General features: G+C 68.7%; 14 protein-coding genes. 8 read left to right on the top strand and 6 right to left on the bottom strand.

Going from position 1 to position 15,870, the window contains the following annotated elements:
• The first annotated feature begins 16 nt into the window (after nt 1–16).
• The 4 genes from galE (at nt 17) to AAYO93_RS04665 (ending at nt 6,075) form a co-directional block, all read left to right on the top strand.
• Complete coding sequence (gene galE / locus AAYO93_RS04650; protein WP_345763843.1) at nt 17–979, top strand: UDP-glucose 4-epimerase GalE; 963 nt, start codon at nt 17–19, stop codon at nt 977–979.
• 191 nt (nt 980–1,170) lie between these two features.
• The gene (locus AAYO93_RS04655; protein ID WP_345764816.1) at nt 1,171–1,491 is read left to right on the top strand and encodes a WhiB family transcriptional regulator; all 321 of its coding nucleotides are present in this window, start codon (nt 1,171–1,173) and stop codon (nt 1,489–1,491) included.
• A 59-nt stretch (nt 1,492–1,550) separates the two neighbouring features.
• The gene (locus AAYO93_RS04660) at nt 1,551–4,646 is read left to right on the top strand and encodes a glycosyltransferase family 2 protein (RefSeq protein WP_345763844.1); all 3,096 of its coding nucleotides are present in this window, start codon (nt 1,551–1,553) and stop codon (nt 4,644–4,646) included.
• Nucleotides 4,636–6,075: a DUF5719 family protein gene (locus tag AAYO93_RS04665; protein ID WP_345763845.1), complete on the top strand. Its 1,440-nt coding sequence runs from the start codon at nt 4,636–4,638 to the stop codon at nt 6,073–6,075. Before AAYO93_RS04660 ends, AAYO93_RS04665 begins: the two co-directional genes overlap by 11 nt.
• A 13-nt stretch (nt 6,076–6,088) precedes the next feature.
• Here AAYO93_RS04665 and AAYO93_RS04670 read toward each other — a convergent pair whose 3' ends face one another.
• The gene (locus tag AAYO93_RS04670; protein WP_345763846.1) at nt 6,089–6,532 is read right to left on the bottom strand and encodes a metallopeptidase family protein; all 444 of its coding nucleotides are present in this window, start codon (nt 6,530–6,532) and stop codon (nt 6,089–6,091) included.
• Here AAYO93_RS04670 and AAYO93_RS04675 point away from each other — a divergent pair.
• The 3 genes from AAYO93_RS04675 to ahcY are packed head-to-tail and all read left to right on the top strand — an operon-like array spanning nt 6,531 to nt 9,771.
• Entirely contained in the window at nt 6,531–6,797 is a 267-nt protein-coding gene (locus AAYO93_RS04675) for a DUF3499 family protein (RefSeq protein ID WP_345763847.1), read from the top strand. The genes AAYO93_RS04670 and AAYO93_RS04675 overlap by 2 nt on opposite strands.
• Nucleotides 6,794–8,233 carry a phosphomannomutase/phosphoglucomutase gene (locus AAYO93_RS04680; protein ID WP_345763848.1) on the top strand — a complete coding sequence of 480 codons (1,440 nt, stop codon included), beginning with the start codon at nt 6,794–6,796 and terminating at the stop codon, nt 8,231–8,233. The genes AAYO93_RS04675 and AAYO93_RS04680 overlap by 4 nt, the downstream gene beginning before the upstream one ends.
• Nucleotides 8,234–8,277: 44 nt before the next feature.
• On the top strand, nt 8,278–9,771 hold the full coding sequence (gene ahcY / locus AAYO93_RS04685) for an adenosylhomocysteinase (protein WP_345763849.1): 1,494 nt from the start codon (nt 8,278–8,280) through the stop codon (nt 9,769–9,771).
• Nucleotides 9,772–9,787: 16 nt separating this feature from the next.
• On the opposite strand, the gene AAYO93_RS04690 is transcribed toward ahcY, so the two are convergent.
• Both AAYO93_RS04690 and AAYO93_RS04695 read right to left on the bottom strand, forming a co-directional pair.
• Nucleotides 9,788–10,696 carry a cyclase family protein gene (locus AAYO93_RS04690; RefSeq protein WP_345763850.1) on the bottom strand — a complete coding sequence of 303 codons (909 nt, stop codon included), beginning with the start codon at nt 10,694–10,696 and terminating at the stop codon, nt 9,788–9,790.
• A 1-nt stretch (nt 10,697) separates the two neighbouring features.
• Nucleotides 10,698–11,549: an RDD family protein gene (locus AAYO93_RS04695; protein ID WP_345763851.1), complete on the bottom strand. Its 852-nt coding sequence runs from the start codon at nt 11,547–11,549 to the stop codon at nt 10,698–10,700.
• A 17-nt stretch (nt 11,550–11,566) separates the two neighbouring features.
• Here AAYO93_RS04695 and AAYO93_RS04700 point away from each other — a divergent pair, with 17 nt between their 5' ends.
• A complete protein-coding gene (locus AAYO93_RS04700) occupies nt 11,567–12,562 on the top strand; it encodes a stage II sporulation protein M (RefSeq protein WP_345763852.1) in 996 nt (331 codons plus the stop codon).
• A 6-nt stretch (nt 12,563–12,568) separates the two neighbouring features.
• On the opposite strand, the gene AAYO93_RS04705 is transcribed toward AAYO93_RS04700, so the two are convergent.
• The 3 genes from AAYO93_RS04705 to AAYO93_RS04715 form a co-directional block, all read right to left on the bottom strand.
• Complete coding sequence (locus tag AAYO93_RS04705; protein ID WP_345763853.1) at nt 12,569–13,342, bottom strand: aquaporin; 774 nt, start codon at nt 13,340–13,342, stop codon at nt 12,569–12,571.
• A gap of 131 nt (nt 13,343–13,473) precedes the next feature.
• Nucleotides 13,474–14,493: a hypothetical protein gene (locus AAYO93_RS04710; RefSeq protein ID WP_345763854.1), complete on the bottom strand. Its 1,020-nt coding sequence runs from the start codon at nt 14,491–14,493 to the stop codon at nt 13,474–13,476.
• A gap of 42 nt (nt 14,494–14,535) precedes the next feature.
• Nucleotides 14,536–15,867, bottom strand: a complete 1,332-nt coding sequence (locus tag AAYO93_RS04715; RefSeq protein WP_345763855.1) for a DUF58 domain-containing protein — start codon at nt 15,865–15,867, stop codon at nt 14,536–14,538.
• Between the last annotated feature and the right edge of the window lie 3 nt (nt 15,868–15,870).

Here is a 15,870-nt window from a genome sequence, read left to right on the forward strand (position 1 = left end):
GTGAGGAGGGCGACGCATGGCGTGGTTGGTGACAGGCGGCGCGGGATACATCGGTTCGCACGTGGTGCGGGCCTTCCGCGACGAGGGCATCGAGGTCGTCGTGGTCGACGACCTCTCGAGCGGGCATGCCGAGTTCGTGCCGGCGGACGTCCCCTTCTACCGGGGCACGTTGCTCGACGGTGAGCTCCTCGAGACCGTATTCCGCGAGCACACCGTCTCGGGAGTCGTGCACATCGCAGGCTTCAAGTACGCGGGTGTGTCGGTGCAGCGCCCGCTGCACACCTACGAGCAGAACGTCACCGCAACGGCGGTGCTCCTCGCTGCGATGCAGGAGGCCGGCGTCGATGCGATCGTCTTCTCGTCGAGCGCGGCGGTCTACGGTACTCCCGACACGGACCTCGTCACCGAGTCGACTCCGAAGGCACCCGAGTCGCCGTATGGGGAGTCCAAGCTGATCGGGGAGTGGCTGCTGCGCGATCAGGGCATCGCGGTCGGTCTCCGCCACACCTCGCTGCGTTACTTCAACGTTGTCGGCTCGGGTTCCGACGACCTCAGGGACACGAGTCCGCACAATCTCTTCCCGATGGTGTTCGATGCGCTCGTCGAGGGACGCGTTCCGCGGATCAACGGCGACGACTATCCCACCGCGGACGGAACCTGCGTGCGCGACTACATCCACGTCTCCGACCTCGCGACCTCGCACGTCGCAGCGGCGAAACGGCTCGATGCCGGCCTGGCGATCGAGCCCGTGTACAACCTCGGCAGCGGTGACGGAGTGTCCGTGGGCGAGATCATGGCCGCGGTCGCGTCGGTGACCGGAAAACCTTTTACCCCAGAAGTGGGGCCGCGACGCGCAGGGGATCCAGCCCGTATTGTCGCATCAGGCGAACTTGCGGCTCGAGACCTCGATTGGCGCATGCGGCACACGCTGGCGCAGATGGTAGGCAGCGCTTGGGCCGCGCGACAGGCCGTTTCCTGATCCTTCTCAGGAAACAGGGGTAGAACGCCCGGGCGTGTCGCGATTGTTGCCGTCCACCGGCGCGTCGCAAACCCTCGATGGCCAGTTGAGGCTTTACGATTCGCGACTTGACTAGTGCGAACTACACCGGTGTAATTACTGTTAACACGTTCGTTGACGTGGAATGCACGACACATGGGTGGGAGATCGATATGGCTGGTCCCGAATATCGCTCTGGAGTCCCCGACGACTGGTTTGTCGATCCGGTCAGACTCGGCGTGCCAGGGGTTCGACAGTCCGTCGACGACGGCAATCCGCTCGCCTGGCAGTCCGATTCGCTCTGCGCGCAGACCGATCCCGAGGCATTCTTCCCCGAAAAGGGCGGATCGACCCGGGATGCCAAGAAGATCTGCGCATCGTGCGAAGTGCGCTCACAGTGCCTCGAGTACGCACTCGCGAACGACGAGCGGTTCGGCATCTGGGGTGGCCTGTCCGAGCGCGAACGCCGCAAGCTGCGCAAGCGCGCCGTCTGATTTCCGGCGCGCCCACGGGCTGACGTCCGATCCACCGGCGCCAACTTAGGCTGTCTCCGATGTATCCGAGAGTCACAGCCATCATCGTCGCCCGCACTGGAGGCGACCGCCTTCAGCGCACTCTCGACGCCCTCAAAGCCCAGACAAGGCAACCGGATGTCGTGATCGCCGTCGACTGCGCGTCCACCGACGATGCGGCACAGCTCCTGGCCGATTTCGGCCCGACGCATCTCGTGTCGGTGAGAGAGAAACTGCCCTTCGGAGCCGCGGTCGCCACCGGTGTTCGGGTGACGCCACCGGCGGCCGGGGACCACGACTGGCTCTGGCTGCTCGCCCAGGACACCGCGCCGGAGCCGGATGCGCTCGAGGCTCTGCTCGGGGCGGTCGAGGTCTCGCCCTCGGTCGCTGCGGCCGGGCCCAAGCTCGTCGAATGGGACGCGCCGCACACCATCCGCGAATTCGGCGAGGCGATGACCCAGTTCGGCGCTGCGGTCAATCTCGTCGAGAACGAACTGGACCAGGCACAGCACGACGGACTGAGCGACGTCCTCGGCGTCTCGCCGGCCGGACTGATCGTGCGGCAGTCGCTGTGGGACGAGCTCGGCGGTTTCGATCCCGCTCTCCCTGCGGTCGACGACGGCCTCGATTTCTGCGTGCGCGTGCGACTGGCCGGCTTCCGCGTCGTCCTCGTCCCCTCGGCCCGCATCGCGATCGCGGGCGATGGCGTCGCCGGTCCCAACTCGTCGCGGAAGGGTCGCGTGCGCCGCCGGCTCCTCCGGGAACGCAGGGCCGCGCAACTCCACCGCCGCATGGTCTACGCTCCCGCGGCCGCAGTACCGGTCCACTGGCTCTCCCTCGTCCCGCTCGCGCTGTTCCGCTCGATCGGCCGCATCGTCGGCAAGGAGCCGGGAGCGATCGGCGGCGAGTTCGCCGCTGCCTTCCGCACAGCGTTCGCCGGAATACGGGTGAGTTCTGCGCGGCGCAACCTGGCGCGGCATCGCGTTGTCGGCTGGGCGGCGATCGCACCTCTCCGTATCCCGATCGCCGAGGTGAAGCGCGCCCGGGCCCTGAAACGTGAGGCCGCCTACGTCGCGCTCCGCGGCGAACGACGCGACCTCAACTTCTTCGGCGGTGGCGGCGCCTGGACAGTGCTCGCCGCGGCAGTGCTCGGGATCGCCCTGTTCTTCCCCCTGCTCGGTGCGAACACACTCGGTGGGGGCGCCCTCCTTCCGATGCCGTCGAGCGTCGCCGAGTTGTGGACCACGCTCGGCTACGGCTGGCGCGACGTCGGTCTCGGCTTCGTCGGGGCCGCCGACCCGTTCGCCGCGGTGCTCGCCGTCCTCGGAACCCTGACGTTCTGGCAGCCGTCGTTCTTCCTCGTGGCGTTGTACTTCACCGCACTTCCGCTGGCCGCTCTCGGTGCCTGGCTGCTCGCATCCCGCCTCACACAGCGGTCCAGCCTGCGTGTGTTCGCGGCGCTCGCCTGGGCGATCGCCCCGCCCCTTCTCATCGCGATGCAGACCGGCCGCCCGGCCGCGATCCTCGCCCACCTCCTCCTGCCGTGGCTGTTCTACGCGGGCATGGCCGCTGCCCGCTCGTGGGCGGCAGCCGGAGTCACCGCCCTTCTCGCCGCGGCCACGGTCGCGTGCGCACCGTCGCTGATCCCCGCCCTGCTCGTGATCTGGGTGATAGCCCTCGTGCTCAGCCGAAGACGGTTCGCGCGGCTCATCCTGGTGCTGTTCCCCGCGGCAGTCCTGTTCGCGCCGCTGGTCTGGCAGCAGGCGCAGCGCGGCGCGTGGTTCTCGCTCTTCGCGGATCCCGGCGTCGTGATCCAGAGCCGGCCGGTACCGGCGTGGCAGCTCGCGCTCGGATTCCCCGACGGGATGCTCGGAGGCTGGCACACGCTCGCCGCCGAACTCGAGATTCCCGGCGTCGGCCCGAGTGTCGTCGTCGCCGTCCTGCTCGCGCCTCTTGCTGTGCTCGCGCTGCTGTCGCTCTTCCTGCGGGGTTCCGCCCGTGCCGTCGTCGCGCTCGTCGTGGCGCTCCTCGGCTTCGCGACCGCGGTCGCCGCCACCCTCGTCTCGGTGTCCGTCTCCGCGTCCGTCGCTGTGCTCATCTGGCCGGGTGCGGGAGTCAGTCTCTACTGGCTGGGACTCGTGTCGGCCGCCGTCATCGGCCTCGGCCCGGTCGGGCGCTTCGCGGCCCTTCCCGCCTTCGCGACACTCGCGACGATCGCCATCGCCGCAGCTCCGGCTGCCATCGCCATGCCGGTCGGGGCGTCCTCGGTGCAGGCGACGGACGGACGCACCCTGCCCGCAGTCGTCACGGCAAACGCGACGAGCGCCCCGCGAACGGGCACCTTGCAGTTGACGGCGCAGCCGAACGGGGGGATCGCAGCTGTGCTGCTGCGCGGCGCCGGGGCGACGCTGTCCGGTCAGAGCACGCTGAGCAGCACCGATCGCACCCTCTCGACGGACGAGCAGTCTCTCGCGACCCTGGCCGGCAACCTGGCATCGCAGAGCGGCTTCGATCCCACACCCGAGCTGAAGTCGCTCGGAATCGATTACGTACTTCTCGCACCGGCCTCGACGTCGATCGATTCGAAGGCGGCCACCCCCGCGGCGAAGGCGACGAGCCTGCGTGCCACGATCGCACTCGACGCTGACGCCGCTCTGGTGCCCGTCGGCCGAACCGCGACAGGCGCTCTGTGGGGGTTCCAACGCGGTACCACAGACGTACCGCCTGCCGCGCAGATCCCGCCCGACGCCGGGGGCGTCTGGCGCACGATCATCCTGATCGTCCAGGCTGTGGTGATCGGCCTCATCCTGCTGCTCTCGATCCCGGCGCGACGCACGTACGAGAGCCTCATCGCGGAGTCGATCCGACGTCCGAAGCGCGCGACGAAGCCCGGCGGGGCCGGGGCGGCAGAATCCGCGGACGTGTCCGAGCCCGGCGATGACGACGAAGCCGACGATGGCCCGGATGCGGACGACGACGATGACGCGCGTTCCGACCTCGACGCCGACCTCGAGGATGACGACCTCGAAGAGGATTCCTGGCCGGACGAGCGGACCCCGTCGTCGAACGACGACGACGAATGGGATCGCCAGGAACCGGCGGTCGCCCGCGCGAACGGAGGCGACAATGCCGAGTAGACGAGGAATCGCCCGCGAGAGCGCCCGCGCCATCGCCGGCATCGCCGGGATCGGAATCGCCGCCCTTGCGATCGCGGGTGCGACCTGGCTCCCTCTTCCGAGTTTCACTGTGAGGCCCCCGTCGTCGACGGTGGCTCCCGTGCCGACGGCACAGGAGCGGACCTGCCCGGGCCCGCTGCTGACCCTCGCATCCAACGCATCGGCGGCGACCGGTGCGGCGGCTTTCGCACCCCCGACCATGGTCTACGGCACTGACTCCGGTGCCCAGATCCAGACCCGCACGCTGACCCCCGTCGACGACACCCAGGGCGAGAGCAACGGAACGCCTCTTGCGCTGACCGTGCCCGCCCCCGCGGGTGCTGCCACACCACCGCTCGTCGGCGCGGCGCAGTCTCAGCAGGCCGCCCTGGAAGACTTCGCGGGCATCGCGGCCGCGTCGTGCGACGAGGCGCAGGCGGACAGCTGGCTGGTCGCCGGGGCGACCACCCTGGGACAGACGAGCCTGGTGCTGCTGTCCAACCCGAGTACGGTCCAGGCGACCGTCGACCTCACGATCTACTCGGAGGCCGGCGCCGTCACGGCTCCCGGTGCGACCGGGATCACCGTCGCTCCGGGCACGCAGCGCGTCGTAGCGCTCGCCGGACTCGCGCCGACCGCCGCCGCGCCCGTGGTCCACGTCGTCTCCTCCGGCGGCCGGGTCGTCGCCTCCCTCGAGCAGAGCGACATCGTCGGAATCTCCCCGCACGGCGTCGAACTCGTCGGCGCCACGGCTGCTCCGGCCACCCATCAGGTGATCCCCGGGATGATCATCCGTTCGCTCGCCGCCATCCAGTCCGCCCAGGGCGGCGAAGGCTACGGGAGCGACCTGCCGGCCGTCCGGCTGTTCGTACCCGGCACAGAGGCCGCGACCGTGCGGATCGGAGCCCTCGGCGAAAAGGGGACGGTCATGGGCAACTCCTATTCGGCGACTCTCAAGCCCGGTATCGCGACGGAGATCCCGCTCGACCATCTCAGCGACGGTAACTACACGGTCACCATCGACTCGACGAAACCACTGGTCGCAGCCGCGCGCACCTCGGCCGTCTCGGGAAAGGCGTTCGACTTCGGGTGGTTCGTGGCAACGCAGCAGGTCGAGGACTCGTTCCTTGCGGCCGTGCCTCCGGGACCGGGCGGTTTCCTGCACTTCGCGAACAGCGGAGAGGACGGACCGGATGCCACGGTGAAGATCGTCGTCAAGGGTGCGACGAAGTCACTGGTCGTTCCGTCCGGGGGAAGTGCGGGCATAGCGCTCGCGACGGGAATCTACTCCGTCACCGGGGCGAAGGGGCTCTACGTCTCTGCCAGCCTCAGCGGCAAGGGACTCGTATCGTCGTTCCCGTTCGGCCCTCCTGGGCCATTGGCCATGCCGATCGAGGTCTACCCGAAATAGCGGCTTCGCGGCTTCAGTAGTGCCGGAAACGCTCCGGCGCGAGATCCCACGGGTCTTTGCCGAGAAGCTCGGCGACCGCACGGAAGACACAGCTCTCGACGAGCATCCGCTGGTGCAGTTCGTCGTTGCGATGCAGCTTGCTCAGCCGCTGGATCGGGACGCGGTAGAGGATGATGCGGCGTTCGCGCGGGTCGACCCGCCAGCGCTCGACGCCATCCGGTCCCACCGCGTTGATCGGGGCAGCGGCCACCTCGAAGCGCACGTGCTCGAGCTCCGCAGGCCAGATGCCCTTCAAGTAGTCGGCCGTCGCAGCGACTGTCATATCGAACAGGTCGATGCGGTTGTGCAGCATGGGCAGATGGGGCCCCGTGACCGGGCCCCGCGCACCCCGACCGTGACGATTCCGCCAGCGGGCGGCGGCAGGCGGCTCACTGCTTGCGCGGCGGGAACGGGGCATGTCGTCATCCTACGTCGCCTTCGGCTCCGATAGTCTGGGCGCGATGCTGACCCGACCGTGTTCCCGTGTCGCGTGCCCCCGAGATGCGGTGGCGACGCTCACCTACGTGTATGCGGATTCGATGGCCGTCCTCGGGCCGCTCAGCAACGCGCACGAACCGCACGCCTACGACCTCTGCGCCATTCACGCAGAGCGGCTCTCGGCTCCACAGGGCTGGCAGATCGTGAGACACTCCGTGCTCGGTGAAGTAGGTTATGGGAGGTGAACACCTCTCTCTCGCCCGAACAGATCCACGCCAACTTCGACGCCGCCGTCAAGACCTATGATGTGCGCGGCCTCGTCGGAGTGACGCTGACCGTCGAGATGGTCGAGGCGATCGGCGCCGCCTTCGTCGACGAGATCGGCGCGGCCGGACAGGATGTGGTGGTCGGCCACGACATGCGTGATTCGTCTCCCGGCTTCGCTGCGGCCTTCTCCGACGGTGTGCGCGCCCGTGGCGCCAATGTGGTCGCCCTCGGACTGTGCTCGACCGACGAGTCCTATTTCGCCTCAGGCCACCTCCAGGCGCCGGGCGCGATGTTCACCGCGAGCCACAACCCCGCCACCTACAACGGCATCAAGCTGTCGAGGGCGGGTGCGCAGGGCCTCAGCCGCGACACCGGTCTCGCGGCGGTCCGGGAGCGTGCGGAGAAATACCTCGTCGACGGTTTCGAGAGCGTGGCCGAACCCGGCGACCTCCGCGAGGTCGACGTGCTGGCCGACTACGCCGGATTCCTGCGCGGACTGGTGGACCTCTCCGCAATCCGGCAGCTTCGGATCGTCGTCGATGCAGGAAACGGGATGGGCGGACTGACCGTTCCGGCCGTCCTCGGACAGGCGGCCGGACTCCCGGCGTTGCCGATCGAGATCATCCCGCTCTATTTCGAACTCGACGGCACATTCCCGAACCATGAGGCGAATCCGCTCGAACCGGCGAACCTCGTCGACCTGCAGAAAGCCGTCATCGAGAACGGCGCCGACCTCGGGCTGGCGTTCGACGGCGACGCGGACCGCTGCTTCGTCGTCGACGAAAGGGGAGAGGCGGTCAGCCCGTCCGCCGTGGCCGCCATCGTCGCGGTGCGCGAGATCGCGCGTGCCCGCGCCGCTGATCCGGATGCGGAGATCGTGGTGATCCACAACCTGATCACCTCGAACATCGTGCCCGAGACCATCCTGGCCGCCGGGGCGACACCGGTGCGGACCCGGGTCGGACACTCTCTCATCAAAGATGCCATGCGCGAGACCGGCGCGGTCTTCGGCGGCGAGCACTCGGCCCACTACTACTTCCGCGATTTCTGGAGTGCCGACAACGGGATGCTCGCTGCGATGCACCTGCTCGCCGAGTTCGGCGCACAGGACGGGCCGCTGTCCGCGCTCTCCGACGCCTACACGCCGTACGCCGCCTCCGGGGAGATCAACTCCACCGTCGCCGACGTGCCCGCCGCCTTCACGCGCATCGTCGAGGCCTTCACCGGTCGCGGCGAATTCGACGAGCTGGACGGGCTCACCGTCACCGGCTTCGTTGCGGGAGATGAGCCGTTCTGGTGGTTCAGCGTGCGCCCGTCGAACACCGAACCGCTGCTGCGACTCAACGTCGAGGCGGCCGATATCGCCACCATGGCGCGCGTCCGCGACGAGGTCCTCGAGCTCATCCGCCGCTGAGTCACACGGCTCGGGCCAGGTCCGGCGAATGAGAGAATGACTGCATGGTCAACGCACCCTCCCTCGCCGATTCCGACACCGTGCTCCCGTTCAAGGTCGCAGACCTGAACCTCGCCGAAGCGGGCCGTCACCAGATCCGCCTCGCGGAGAACGAGATGCCGGGGCTCATGGCGTTGCGCGCCGAGTTCGGTGAGTCCAAGCCACTGGCCGGTGCCCGGATCGCGGGTTCCCTCCACATGACGGTGCAGACCGCGGTCCTCATCGAGACGCTGGTGGCCCTCGGCGCCCGCGTGCGCTGGGCGAGTTGCAACATCTTCTCGACACAGGACGAAGCGGCCGCTGCCGTCGCGGTCGGACCAGGTGGAACCGTTGCCGCGCCGTCCGGTGTCCCGGTCTTCGCGTGGAAGGGCGAGACGCTCGAAGAGTACTGGTGGTGCACCCAGCAGATCTTCGACTGGACCGCAGAGGCCGCTGAAGCCGGCGCCGAATGGATCGGACCCAACCTCATCCTCGACGACGGGGGCGACGCGACCCTCCTGGTCCACTCCGGCCGCGACTTCGAGCTCGCGGGGGTCGTGCCCGCCGATGCCGTGGGAGACAGCCACGAATACCGTGTGATCCTTGCAGCGCTCCGCGCATCCCTCGCCACGTCGTCCGATCGGTGGACGCGGATCGCGGCCGGGATCGTCGGCGTCACAGAGGAGACGACGACCGGTGTGCACCGCCTCTACGAGCTCGAGCGCGAGGGCAAGCTCCTCTTTCCCGCGATCAACGTCAACGACTCCGTCACGAAGAGCAAGTTCGACAACAAGTACGGCATCCGTCACTCGCTTCCTGACGGCCTCAACCGGGCGACCGATGTGCTCATCGGCGGAAAGGTCGTATTCGTAGCCGGCTACGGCGACGTCGGAAAGGGCGCAGCTGAGGCGCTGCGAGGCCAGGGCGCCCGCGTGATCGTGAGTGAGGTGGACCCGATCAACGCCCTCCAGGCAGCCATGGACGGCTTCCAGGTGGCCCGGATCGAGTCGGTCGTCGACTATGCCGACATCTTCATCACCGGAACGGGGAACCTCAACGTCATCACCCCGGAGCACATCCTCCGCATGAAGCACCAGGCGATCGTCGCCAATGTGGGTCACTTCGACAACGAGATCGACATGGCGGGGCTCGAAAGCCTCGCCGGCACGGAGAAGATCGAGATCAAACCGCAGGTGCACGAGTGGCGTCTGCCCACCGGTCGCAGCGTGCTGGTGCTCTCCGAAGGCCGACTGATGAACCTCGGCAACGCCACCGGGCACCCGAGCTTCGTCATGAGCAATTCGTTTTCCAACCAGGTGCTGGCCCAGATCGAGCTGTACTGCGAGCCGGAGAAGTATCCGACGGGCGTGTATGTGCTTCCGAAGCATCTTGACGAGAAGGTGGCACGACTCCACCTGGACGCGCTCGGTGTCGAGCTCACGGTGCTCACGCCCGAGCAGGCCGCGTACATCGGCGTGAGCGTTGATGGTCCTTATAAGGTGGACCACTACCGGTACTGAGCCTCAGGGCAGTTCGTCAGGGCAGTTCGGCGAACGCCCTCACAGGGAAGGTTCCGAAACCCTCCACCTTCGGCGGCACGGCGGTGAACCGCGCTCCGCGGGCGGGAACGCCCCCGAGGCCGGTCAGGTGCTCGACGACATGGATTCCCGCTGCGAGCAGGATGCTGTGCGCGGGCCGCTGCCCGCCGGACTCGGTGTCGTCGATGTTCAGCGAGTCGATACCGACCAGGGCCACGCCCGCCTCCGCCAGGTGGAGTGCGCCGTCTTCGGTGAGGAACGGCGATCCCGCCGCGTAGGCCGGTGTATCGAAATGACGGTCCCAGCCGGTATGCAGGAGCACCGCGACACCGGACAGGTCCCGGTCGAAGAACACGGACGCCGGGATGCCGCGCCGCAACGCATCGGTGAGGTGGAAGACCTCGGCCGGAAGCCCGACGAGCGTCTCCAGGCGGAGCGAAGCCAGATCGCCGCCGTCGGCGTAGCGGTGGAACGGGCTGTCGAGATACGTGCCCGTGTTGCCGATCATCGTGATGACGTCCATCGCGAATTCGGTGCCAGGCGCATACTTCGTCCGTGATGCCTCACGGGTCAGGTGCGGTGTGATGACAGGCTCGGGAAGGCCCGGATAGGTGACGAGACCCGCCCGGACGGTGTGGCTCAGGTCGACGATCCGCGGCTCGGACGGCGTCTCCGCAGGCTCGCTCACCACGCCACGGCTTCCGCGATGGGGCTCCTCGACGATGGCGAGCGAATGGAACTCGACACTGCCGACGAGTGCGAGCCCCAGATGCTCGACGAGAAGGCGTGCGACGTCGCCCTCCTGGACGTCCTTCGACGGCAGGTCGAGCCGGAAGCCGGTCGCTTCCAGGCTCCCGCCGTTCGCGAACGCGATCGTGGCGTCGAAATGTGCGCGGTAGTCGGTCATGTCACCTTTCCGGGAAACGGTGGGGAAGCGCGTCGAGGACCGGTGCGAGGCGGTCGAGACGTTCGCGTTCGAGTGTCAGCGCTCGGAAATCGCGTTCGCGCCGCAGGGCGGCCACGCCGACGAGGAACGTCTCGGCGTCGACCTCGGGAAGAGGGGATACGAATGACGCCGCCTCCCCGGCGAGCTCGGCACTCAGACCGGCCCGTGCAGCGGGAGTCATGCCCGGCGACTGGTGCAGGAACTGCGCGATCCGGCGTGACAGGCGGTCGGGGAGCCGCGCGACGTCGGCTATGGACGCCCACGCTGCGAGCTGGGGCGGCATCCCGTATCCGACGGCGTCGGCGGCCGGAACCCGCTCCAGCTGGCTGTAGGTGCCGGCGATGAGGTCGCCGAGGCGCTTGGACCGTGAATTCAGCAGACCGACCAGCGCCGCCAGGCCGCCGAACGTCATGTAGATCTCGACGACACCCGTGAGAGCCCGGATGAAGGCATGCCGCACCTGGGTCGCGCCGCCGTCGTCGCGCACGATGCGTCCGCCGACAGCGAGTTTGCCGACCGAGCGCCCGTGCGTCGCGACCTCGACGGTCATCGGCGCGATCACGAACGAGAAGACCAGGCTGATGGTGACCAGCGCGGTCCGGAGCGCCTGGTCGAGCCCGCCCGACGTGAACACGATCGTGAGGACGAGGACGACGAACAGGATGACGTAGACCAGCCAGTCCAGTGCCGTGCCTGCAGCGCGGAGGATGTACGAGGTCGGCTTCACGTCGAGTGCGACGGCCTCGCCCGTGACCAGTTCGCGTTCGACACCATCGTCGACGAGGTCGATGCGCGGAGCCACCGGTGCAGCCATGGCTATCATCTAAGCAGATGGACCTCGACGCATACTCCGCAGCGCACCGCGCCGAGTGGGACCGGCTTGCCGCTCTCGCCAGGCAGCGGTCGCTCAGTGGCGAGCAGGCGGACGAACTCATCGACCTCTACCAGACGGGTGCGACCCAGTTGTCGGCGATCAAGACGCAGGCGGGGTCGACCACCCAGGGCGATCGGCTGTCGGTGGCACTCTCGACGGCGCGGCTGCGCTTCACGGGAACCGGGGCCAACATCCTGTCCCAGCTGCCGCGGTTCTTCGTCCTGCAGTTGCCGGCGGCACTGTACCGTCTCCGCTGGCTGACGCTGGCCGTCGCCGCCGCTTCGCTGGTCGTGGCCGGCCTCTTCGCCTGGTGGGCGCTGGGCGACCCGCAGGTGATGGCGAACTTCGGGTCGGATGCGCAGCTGAGGCAGATCGTCGACCACCAGTTCGTCGACTACTACTCCAACAACCCCGCTGCGTCGTTCGCGGGGCAGGTCTGGACGAACAACGCCTGGATCGCGGCCCAGTGCATCGCGTTCGGAATCGTCGGGTTCTACGTGCCGGCCGTGCTGATCCAGAACGCCCAGAACATCGGGACGTCGGCCGCCGTGCTCTTCGCCTACGGCCGCGGAGACGTGTTCTTCCTCTACATCCTCCCGCACGGCCTGCTGGAGCTGACCTCCATCTTCGTCGCGGCCGCTGCGGGGATGCGGATCTTCTGGGCGTGGATCGCACCAGGCCCGCGCACCCGGGCACAGGCGCTCGCGGAGGACGGGCGCGCCCTGTTCACGGTCGCGGTCGGCGTCATGCTCACCCTGTTCGTGTCCGGGCTCATCGAAGGCTTCGTCACCCCGTCGGACCTGCCGTGGCCGGTGAAGATCGGCATCGGCGTCCTGGCGCTTGCGGCCTTCCTCGTCTACATGCTCGTCGTCGGGCGGCGGGCGGTGCGGCTGGGCGCATCGGGGGACCTGGACGAGTTCGAGGCCGGCGCACGGACGATCGTCGCCGGCTGAGCTTGTTCAGCTCTTGCGGACGCCGTCGAAGATCAGCTTGAAGGTCGAGCCGGCGATGATCGCACCGACGATGGGCGCGACGATCGACAGCCAGAGCTGGGCGAGTGCCGTCGGCCCACCGTAGATCGCTGTGGCGATGGAGCGGGCCGGGTTGAACGACCCGTTCGAGATCGGGATGGCGATGAGGGCGAGCACGGTGAGCGTGAGCCCGATGGCGATGGGTGCGAACCCGGCGGCGCCGCGGGAGCCGGTGACGGCGAGGATCACGAACACCAGAACGGCTGTGGCGAGGATCTCGACGAGGAGAGCCGAGACGAAGGAGAATCCGCCGGGGGACAGTTCGCCCCAGCCGGTCGAGGCGAAGCCGCCGCTACGGGCACCGGCGAGGAATCCGTTCGGGCCGCCGGCGGCGATGGCGACGAGAAGCGTGCTCGCAGCGATCCCCCCGATGAGCTGCGCCGCGATGTACGGAGCGACGTCCTTCCAGGCGAATCGGCCCGCGATCGCCAGGCCGATCGAGACGGCCGGGTTGAAGTGGCCGCCCGACACCGGGCCGAAAGCGTACGCGCCGACCAGGACGCTGAGACCCAGCGCAAGCGCGACGCCGAGGAACCCGACATTCAGTCCGCCTTCGCCGCCGCTGAAACCGGCCGCGAAGATCGCCGTCCCGATGACCCCGAAGACCAGCAGGAAGGTGCCGGCGACCTCCGCCCCGAATCGCGCTCCGAAGGTCGGAACGGTGACGATGGCGGGGGCTTCGGTGGCGTGGCTCTGGGTCATGACCGTCTCTCAGTTGGCATTCGGCAGGCTCCGATCGGAGCCGCTCCAAAAACGTACTGGAACCCGGACGCGTCGCGGCCGTCATCGGGCCGTATGTCGCGGGTGCGCCGGCCGGGTCGCACGTGTGAACGTCAGGACCGGCCCGAGGCACCGGCCGCCGCGTCGCGGTAGACCTTCTCGAGGACGGGGATCCAACGGTCCGGCGTGTGCTTGTTCAGCACCCACGGCCGCGCGTCCAGGCGGTTGGAGGATTCGCGTGGGTCTTCGAGTGCGACGAGGGTCTGCTCGACGAGGTCCGGCACGGAGCCGAGGAGCACGGGCGGGGGATCGCCACCGTCCTGGAGCTCAGGGACGGGACACAGGACGGTCGGTCCGATCGCCATCGCCTCCAGTTCACTCACCGCGATGATGCCGGCGGACTGACCGATCGCCACATCGGCCGACGCGATCAGGTCGAGGAATGCAGGATGGTCGAGCCTGGGCACGAGTTCGACGCCGAGCGCGGCCGCGTCCCGTGCGGCCGGCCCCCAGTCCAGCCCCAGCAGCCGTGTCCCCGGCGGAAGGGCGGACCGCAGCGCCCTCGCGGTCTCGAGTTGCGTCTCGACACCCTTGGTGTCGTCCCAGCGAGACACGAACAACACGGTGGGTTCGCCGCGCTCCGATCCCGGACGCCATGCGGGTAACGCATCGGGATCAACGAATGCGGGCATGTACGCGGCGTCCGCACGGGCAGTGGTGGCCTCTTCGACCGTGTCGAGGTTGGTGTAATAGACGGCGCTGGCCCCATCGATGGCCAGCTGGACCTGGTCGTGCGTCGCCGGGGCTCTCCAGAGGCGACGGATATCCGTGCCGTGCAGGTGCAGCGCATAGGGCCGCTTGCGGATGTACGCGTGCTGCAGCAGGCCCACCGCGGTCGCGTAGTGCACGTGGATCACGTCGCTCGTCAACGCCGTGCGCATGTGGCGGAGCACGTACGGGACCTCCGCCAGCCTGCCCGCACCGCCTCCGAAACCTTCGGCAGGGCGGACCAGCTCCGGCGGGACATAGCCCCACGTCAACCCCTGCCGCGCGGCCGCGGCGACGAGTGAACGAGCGACGAAAGCACAATCGTTGAAGTGGGTGACCCGCGGGGCAGGCGTCGGAGTGGCCATTCGGCAATTCTGTCATCGACGCCGACGAACGCTGTTCAGCGCTCAGAGGCGTCCGGCAGCCTTGAGGGCGAGGTAGTGGTCGCTGAGCGCAGGGGGGAGATCTGCCGGCGCGCCTGTCACGACATCCGCGCCGAGGCGTCGGATGGCGGCAGCGATGCGGGCGATATCGAGGAGAGAGCGCTCTGCGGCGGCAGCGCGGTACACCTCTGCCCGGTCGGCGCGCTGCGTCGTCGCGCGGATCGCCTCGGGGTCGGTGACGGAAGCGACGACGACGGTGTGCTTGCGCGTGAGCTGCGGCAGCACCGAGAGAAGGCCGTGCGACGCACCCGGCGCGTCTATCGAGGTGAGGAGCACGACGAGCGCCCGCTGGCTGGTGATCGACGACACCTGGCCGGGCACGGCCGCCCAGTCCATCTCGATCAGTTCGGGGTCGATTCCCGCCATCATGTCGACCGTCCGTGCGAGGAGCTCGGGACCATTCGCGCCCTGCACGCGCCCGCGCACCCGCCGGTCGTACGCCAGCACATCGACCCGGTCGCCCGCGCGGGTCGCCAGCGCTTCGAGGAGCAGGGCCGACTCGTACGCTGTGTCGATGCGGGGTTCGTCGTCGATTCGCGCTGCCGCAGTGCGTCCCGTGTCGATCAGGATGATCACCCGGCGATCGCGTTCCGGCCGCCAGGTTCGCACCATCACGCGCTGCCCGGCTCCGCCCGACGGGTCGTGCCTGCGGGCGGTGGCACGCCAGTCGATCGACCGCACGTCGTCGCCGCGCACGTATTCGCGCAGCGAGTCGAACTCGGTGCCCTGGCCGCGAAGCATCACGCTGGTCATGCCGTCGAGTTCGTGCAACCGTGCGAGCCGTGAGGGCAGATGCTTGCGCGCGTTGAAGGCCGGGAGTACGCGGATGCGACCGGGCGCCGCGAGGGTCGCCTGCCGGGCCCAGAGGTGGAGGGGACCCCACGCCCGCACGGTCACGTGTCCAACTCGCCGTTCACCACGTCGGGTCGGCACCAGCGTCGTCGTCACGCGCCTGCGCTCGCCCGAGGGGATGCTCACGCGGGCCCGAGTAGTGCGAGCACCGGCGGACGGTTCCCACCCGTCGCGGACGACGCCGCGCAGCGTCCGCCCGCCGGTGTTCGTGAGGTAGAGCTCGCTGAGAGCGTCGGTGCCCAGCCTGATCCGACCCGGCACCCGGCGCTCGACCGCCACACGCCGCGGGGATGCCGCAAGTGCCAGATCGACCGCCCCGGCCGCGACCACCAGCACGAGCCATCCGGCGAGCACGCGCAGGGCCGCGTCGGCGTCGGCGCCGAAGAGCACCAGGGGGATGATGCCGAGCGCGATGAGCGCGACATAGCGGCCGGAGACGGTCATGGC

Source organism: Diaminobutyricibacter sp. McL0608, assembly GCF_039613825.1.
In the GTDB taxonomy this organism is placed as follows: domain Bacteria; phylum Actinomycetota; class Actinomycetes; order Actinomycetales; family Microbacteriaceae; genus Diaminobutyricibacter.

Bases quoted from the DNA above. Each gene is read 5' to 3' on its own strand.
- galE (WP_345763843.1), top strand. From the start codon at position 17: ATGGCGTGGTTGGTGACAGGCGGCGCGGGATACATCGGTTCGCACGTG.
- AAYO93_RS04655 (WP_345764816.1), top strand. From the start codon at position 1,171: ATGGCTGGTCCCGAATATCGCTCTGGAGTCCCCGACGACTGGTTTGTC.
- AAYO93_RS04660 (WP_345763844.1), top strand. From the start codon at position 1,551: ATGTATCCGAGAGTCACAGCCATCATCGTCGCCCGCACTGGAGGCGAC.
- AAYO93_RS04665 (WP_345763845.1), top strand. From the start codon at position 4,636: ATGCCGAGTAGACGAGGAATCGCCCGCGAGAGCGCCCGCGCCATCGCC.
- AAYO93_RS04675 (WP_345763847.1), top strand. From the start codon at position 6,531: ATGTCGTCATCCTACGTCGCCTTCGGCTCCGATAGTCTGGGCGCGATG.
- AAYO93_RS04670 (WP_345763846.1), bottom strand. From the start codon at position 6,532: ATGCCCCGTTCCCGCCGCGCAAGCAGTGAGCCGCCTGCCGCCGCCCGC.
- ahcY (WP_345763849.1), top strand. From the start codon at position 8,278: ATGGTCAACGCACCCTCCCTCGCCGATTCCGACACCGTGCTCCCGTTC.
- AAYO93_RS04690 (WP_345763850.1), bottom strand. From the start codon at position 10,696: ATGACCGACTACCGCGCACATTTCGACGCCACGATCGCGTTCGCGAAC.
- AAYO93_RS04695 (WP_345763851.1), bottom strand. From the start codon at position 11,549: ATGGCTGCACCGGTGGCTCCGCGCATCGACCTCGTCGACGATGGTGTC.
- AAYO93_RS04700 (WP_345763852.1), top strand. From the start codon at position 11,567: ATGGACCTCGACGCATACTCCGCAGCGCACCGCGCCGAGTGGGACCGG.
- AAYO93_RS04705 (WP_345763853.1), bottom strand. From the start codon at position 13,342: ATGACCCAGAGCCACGCCACCGAAGCCCCCGCCATCGTCACCGTTCCG.
- AAYO93_RS04710 (WP_345763854.1), bottom strand. From the start codon at position 14,493: ATGGCCACTCCGACGCCTGCCCCGCGGGTCACCCACTTCAACGATTGT.
- AAYO93_RS04715 (WP_345763855.1), bottom strand. From the start codon at position 15,867: ATGACCGTCTCCGGCCGCTATGTCGCGCTCATCGCGCTCGGCATCATC.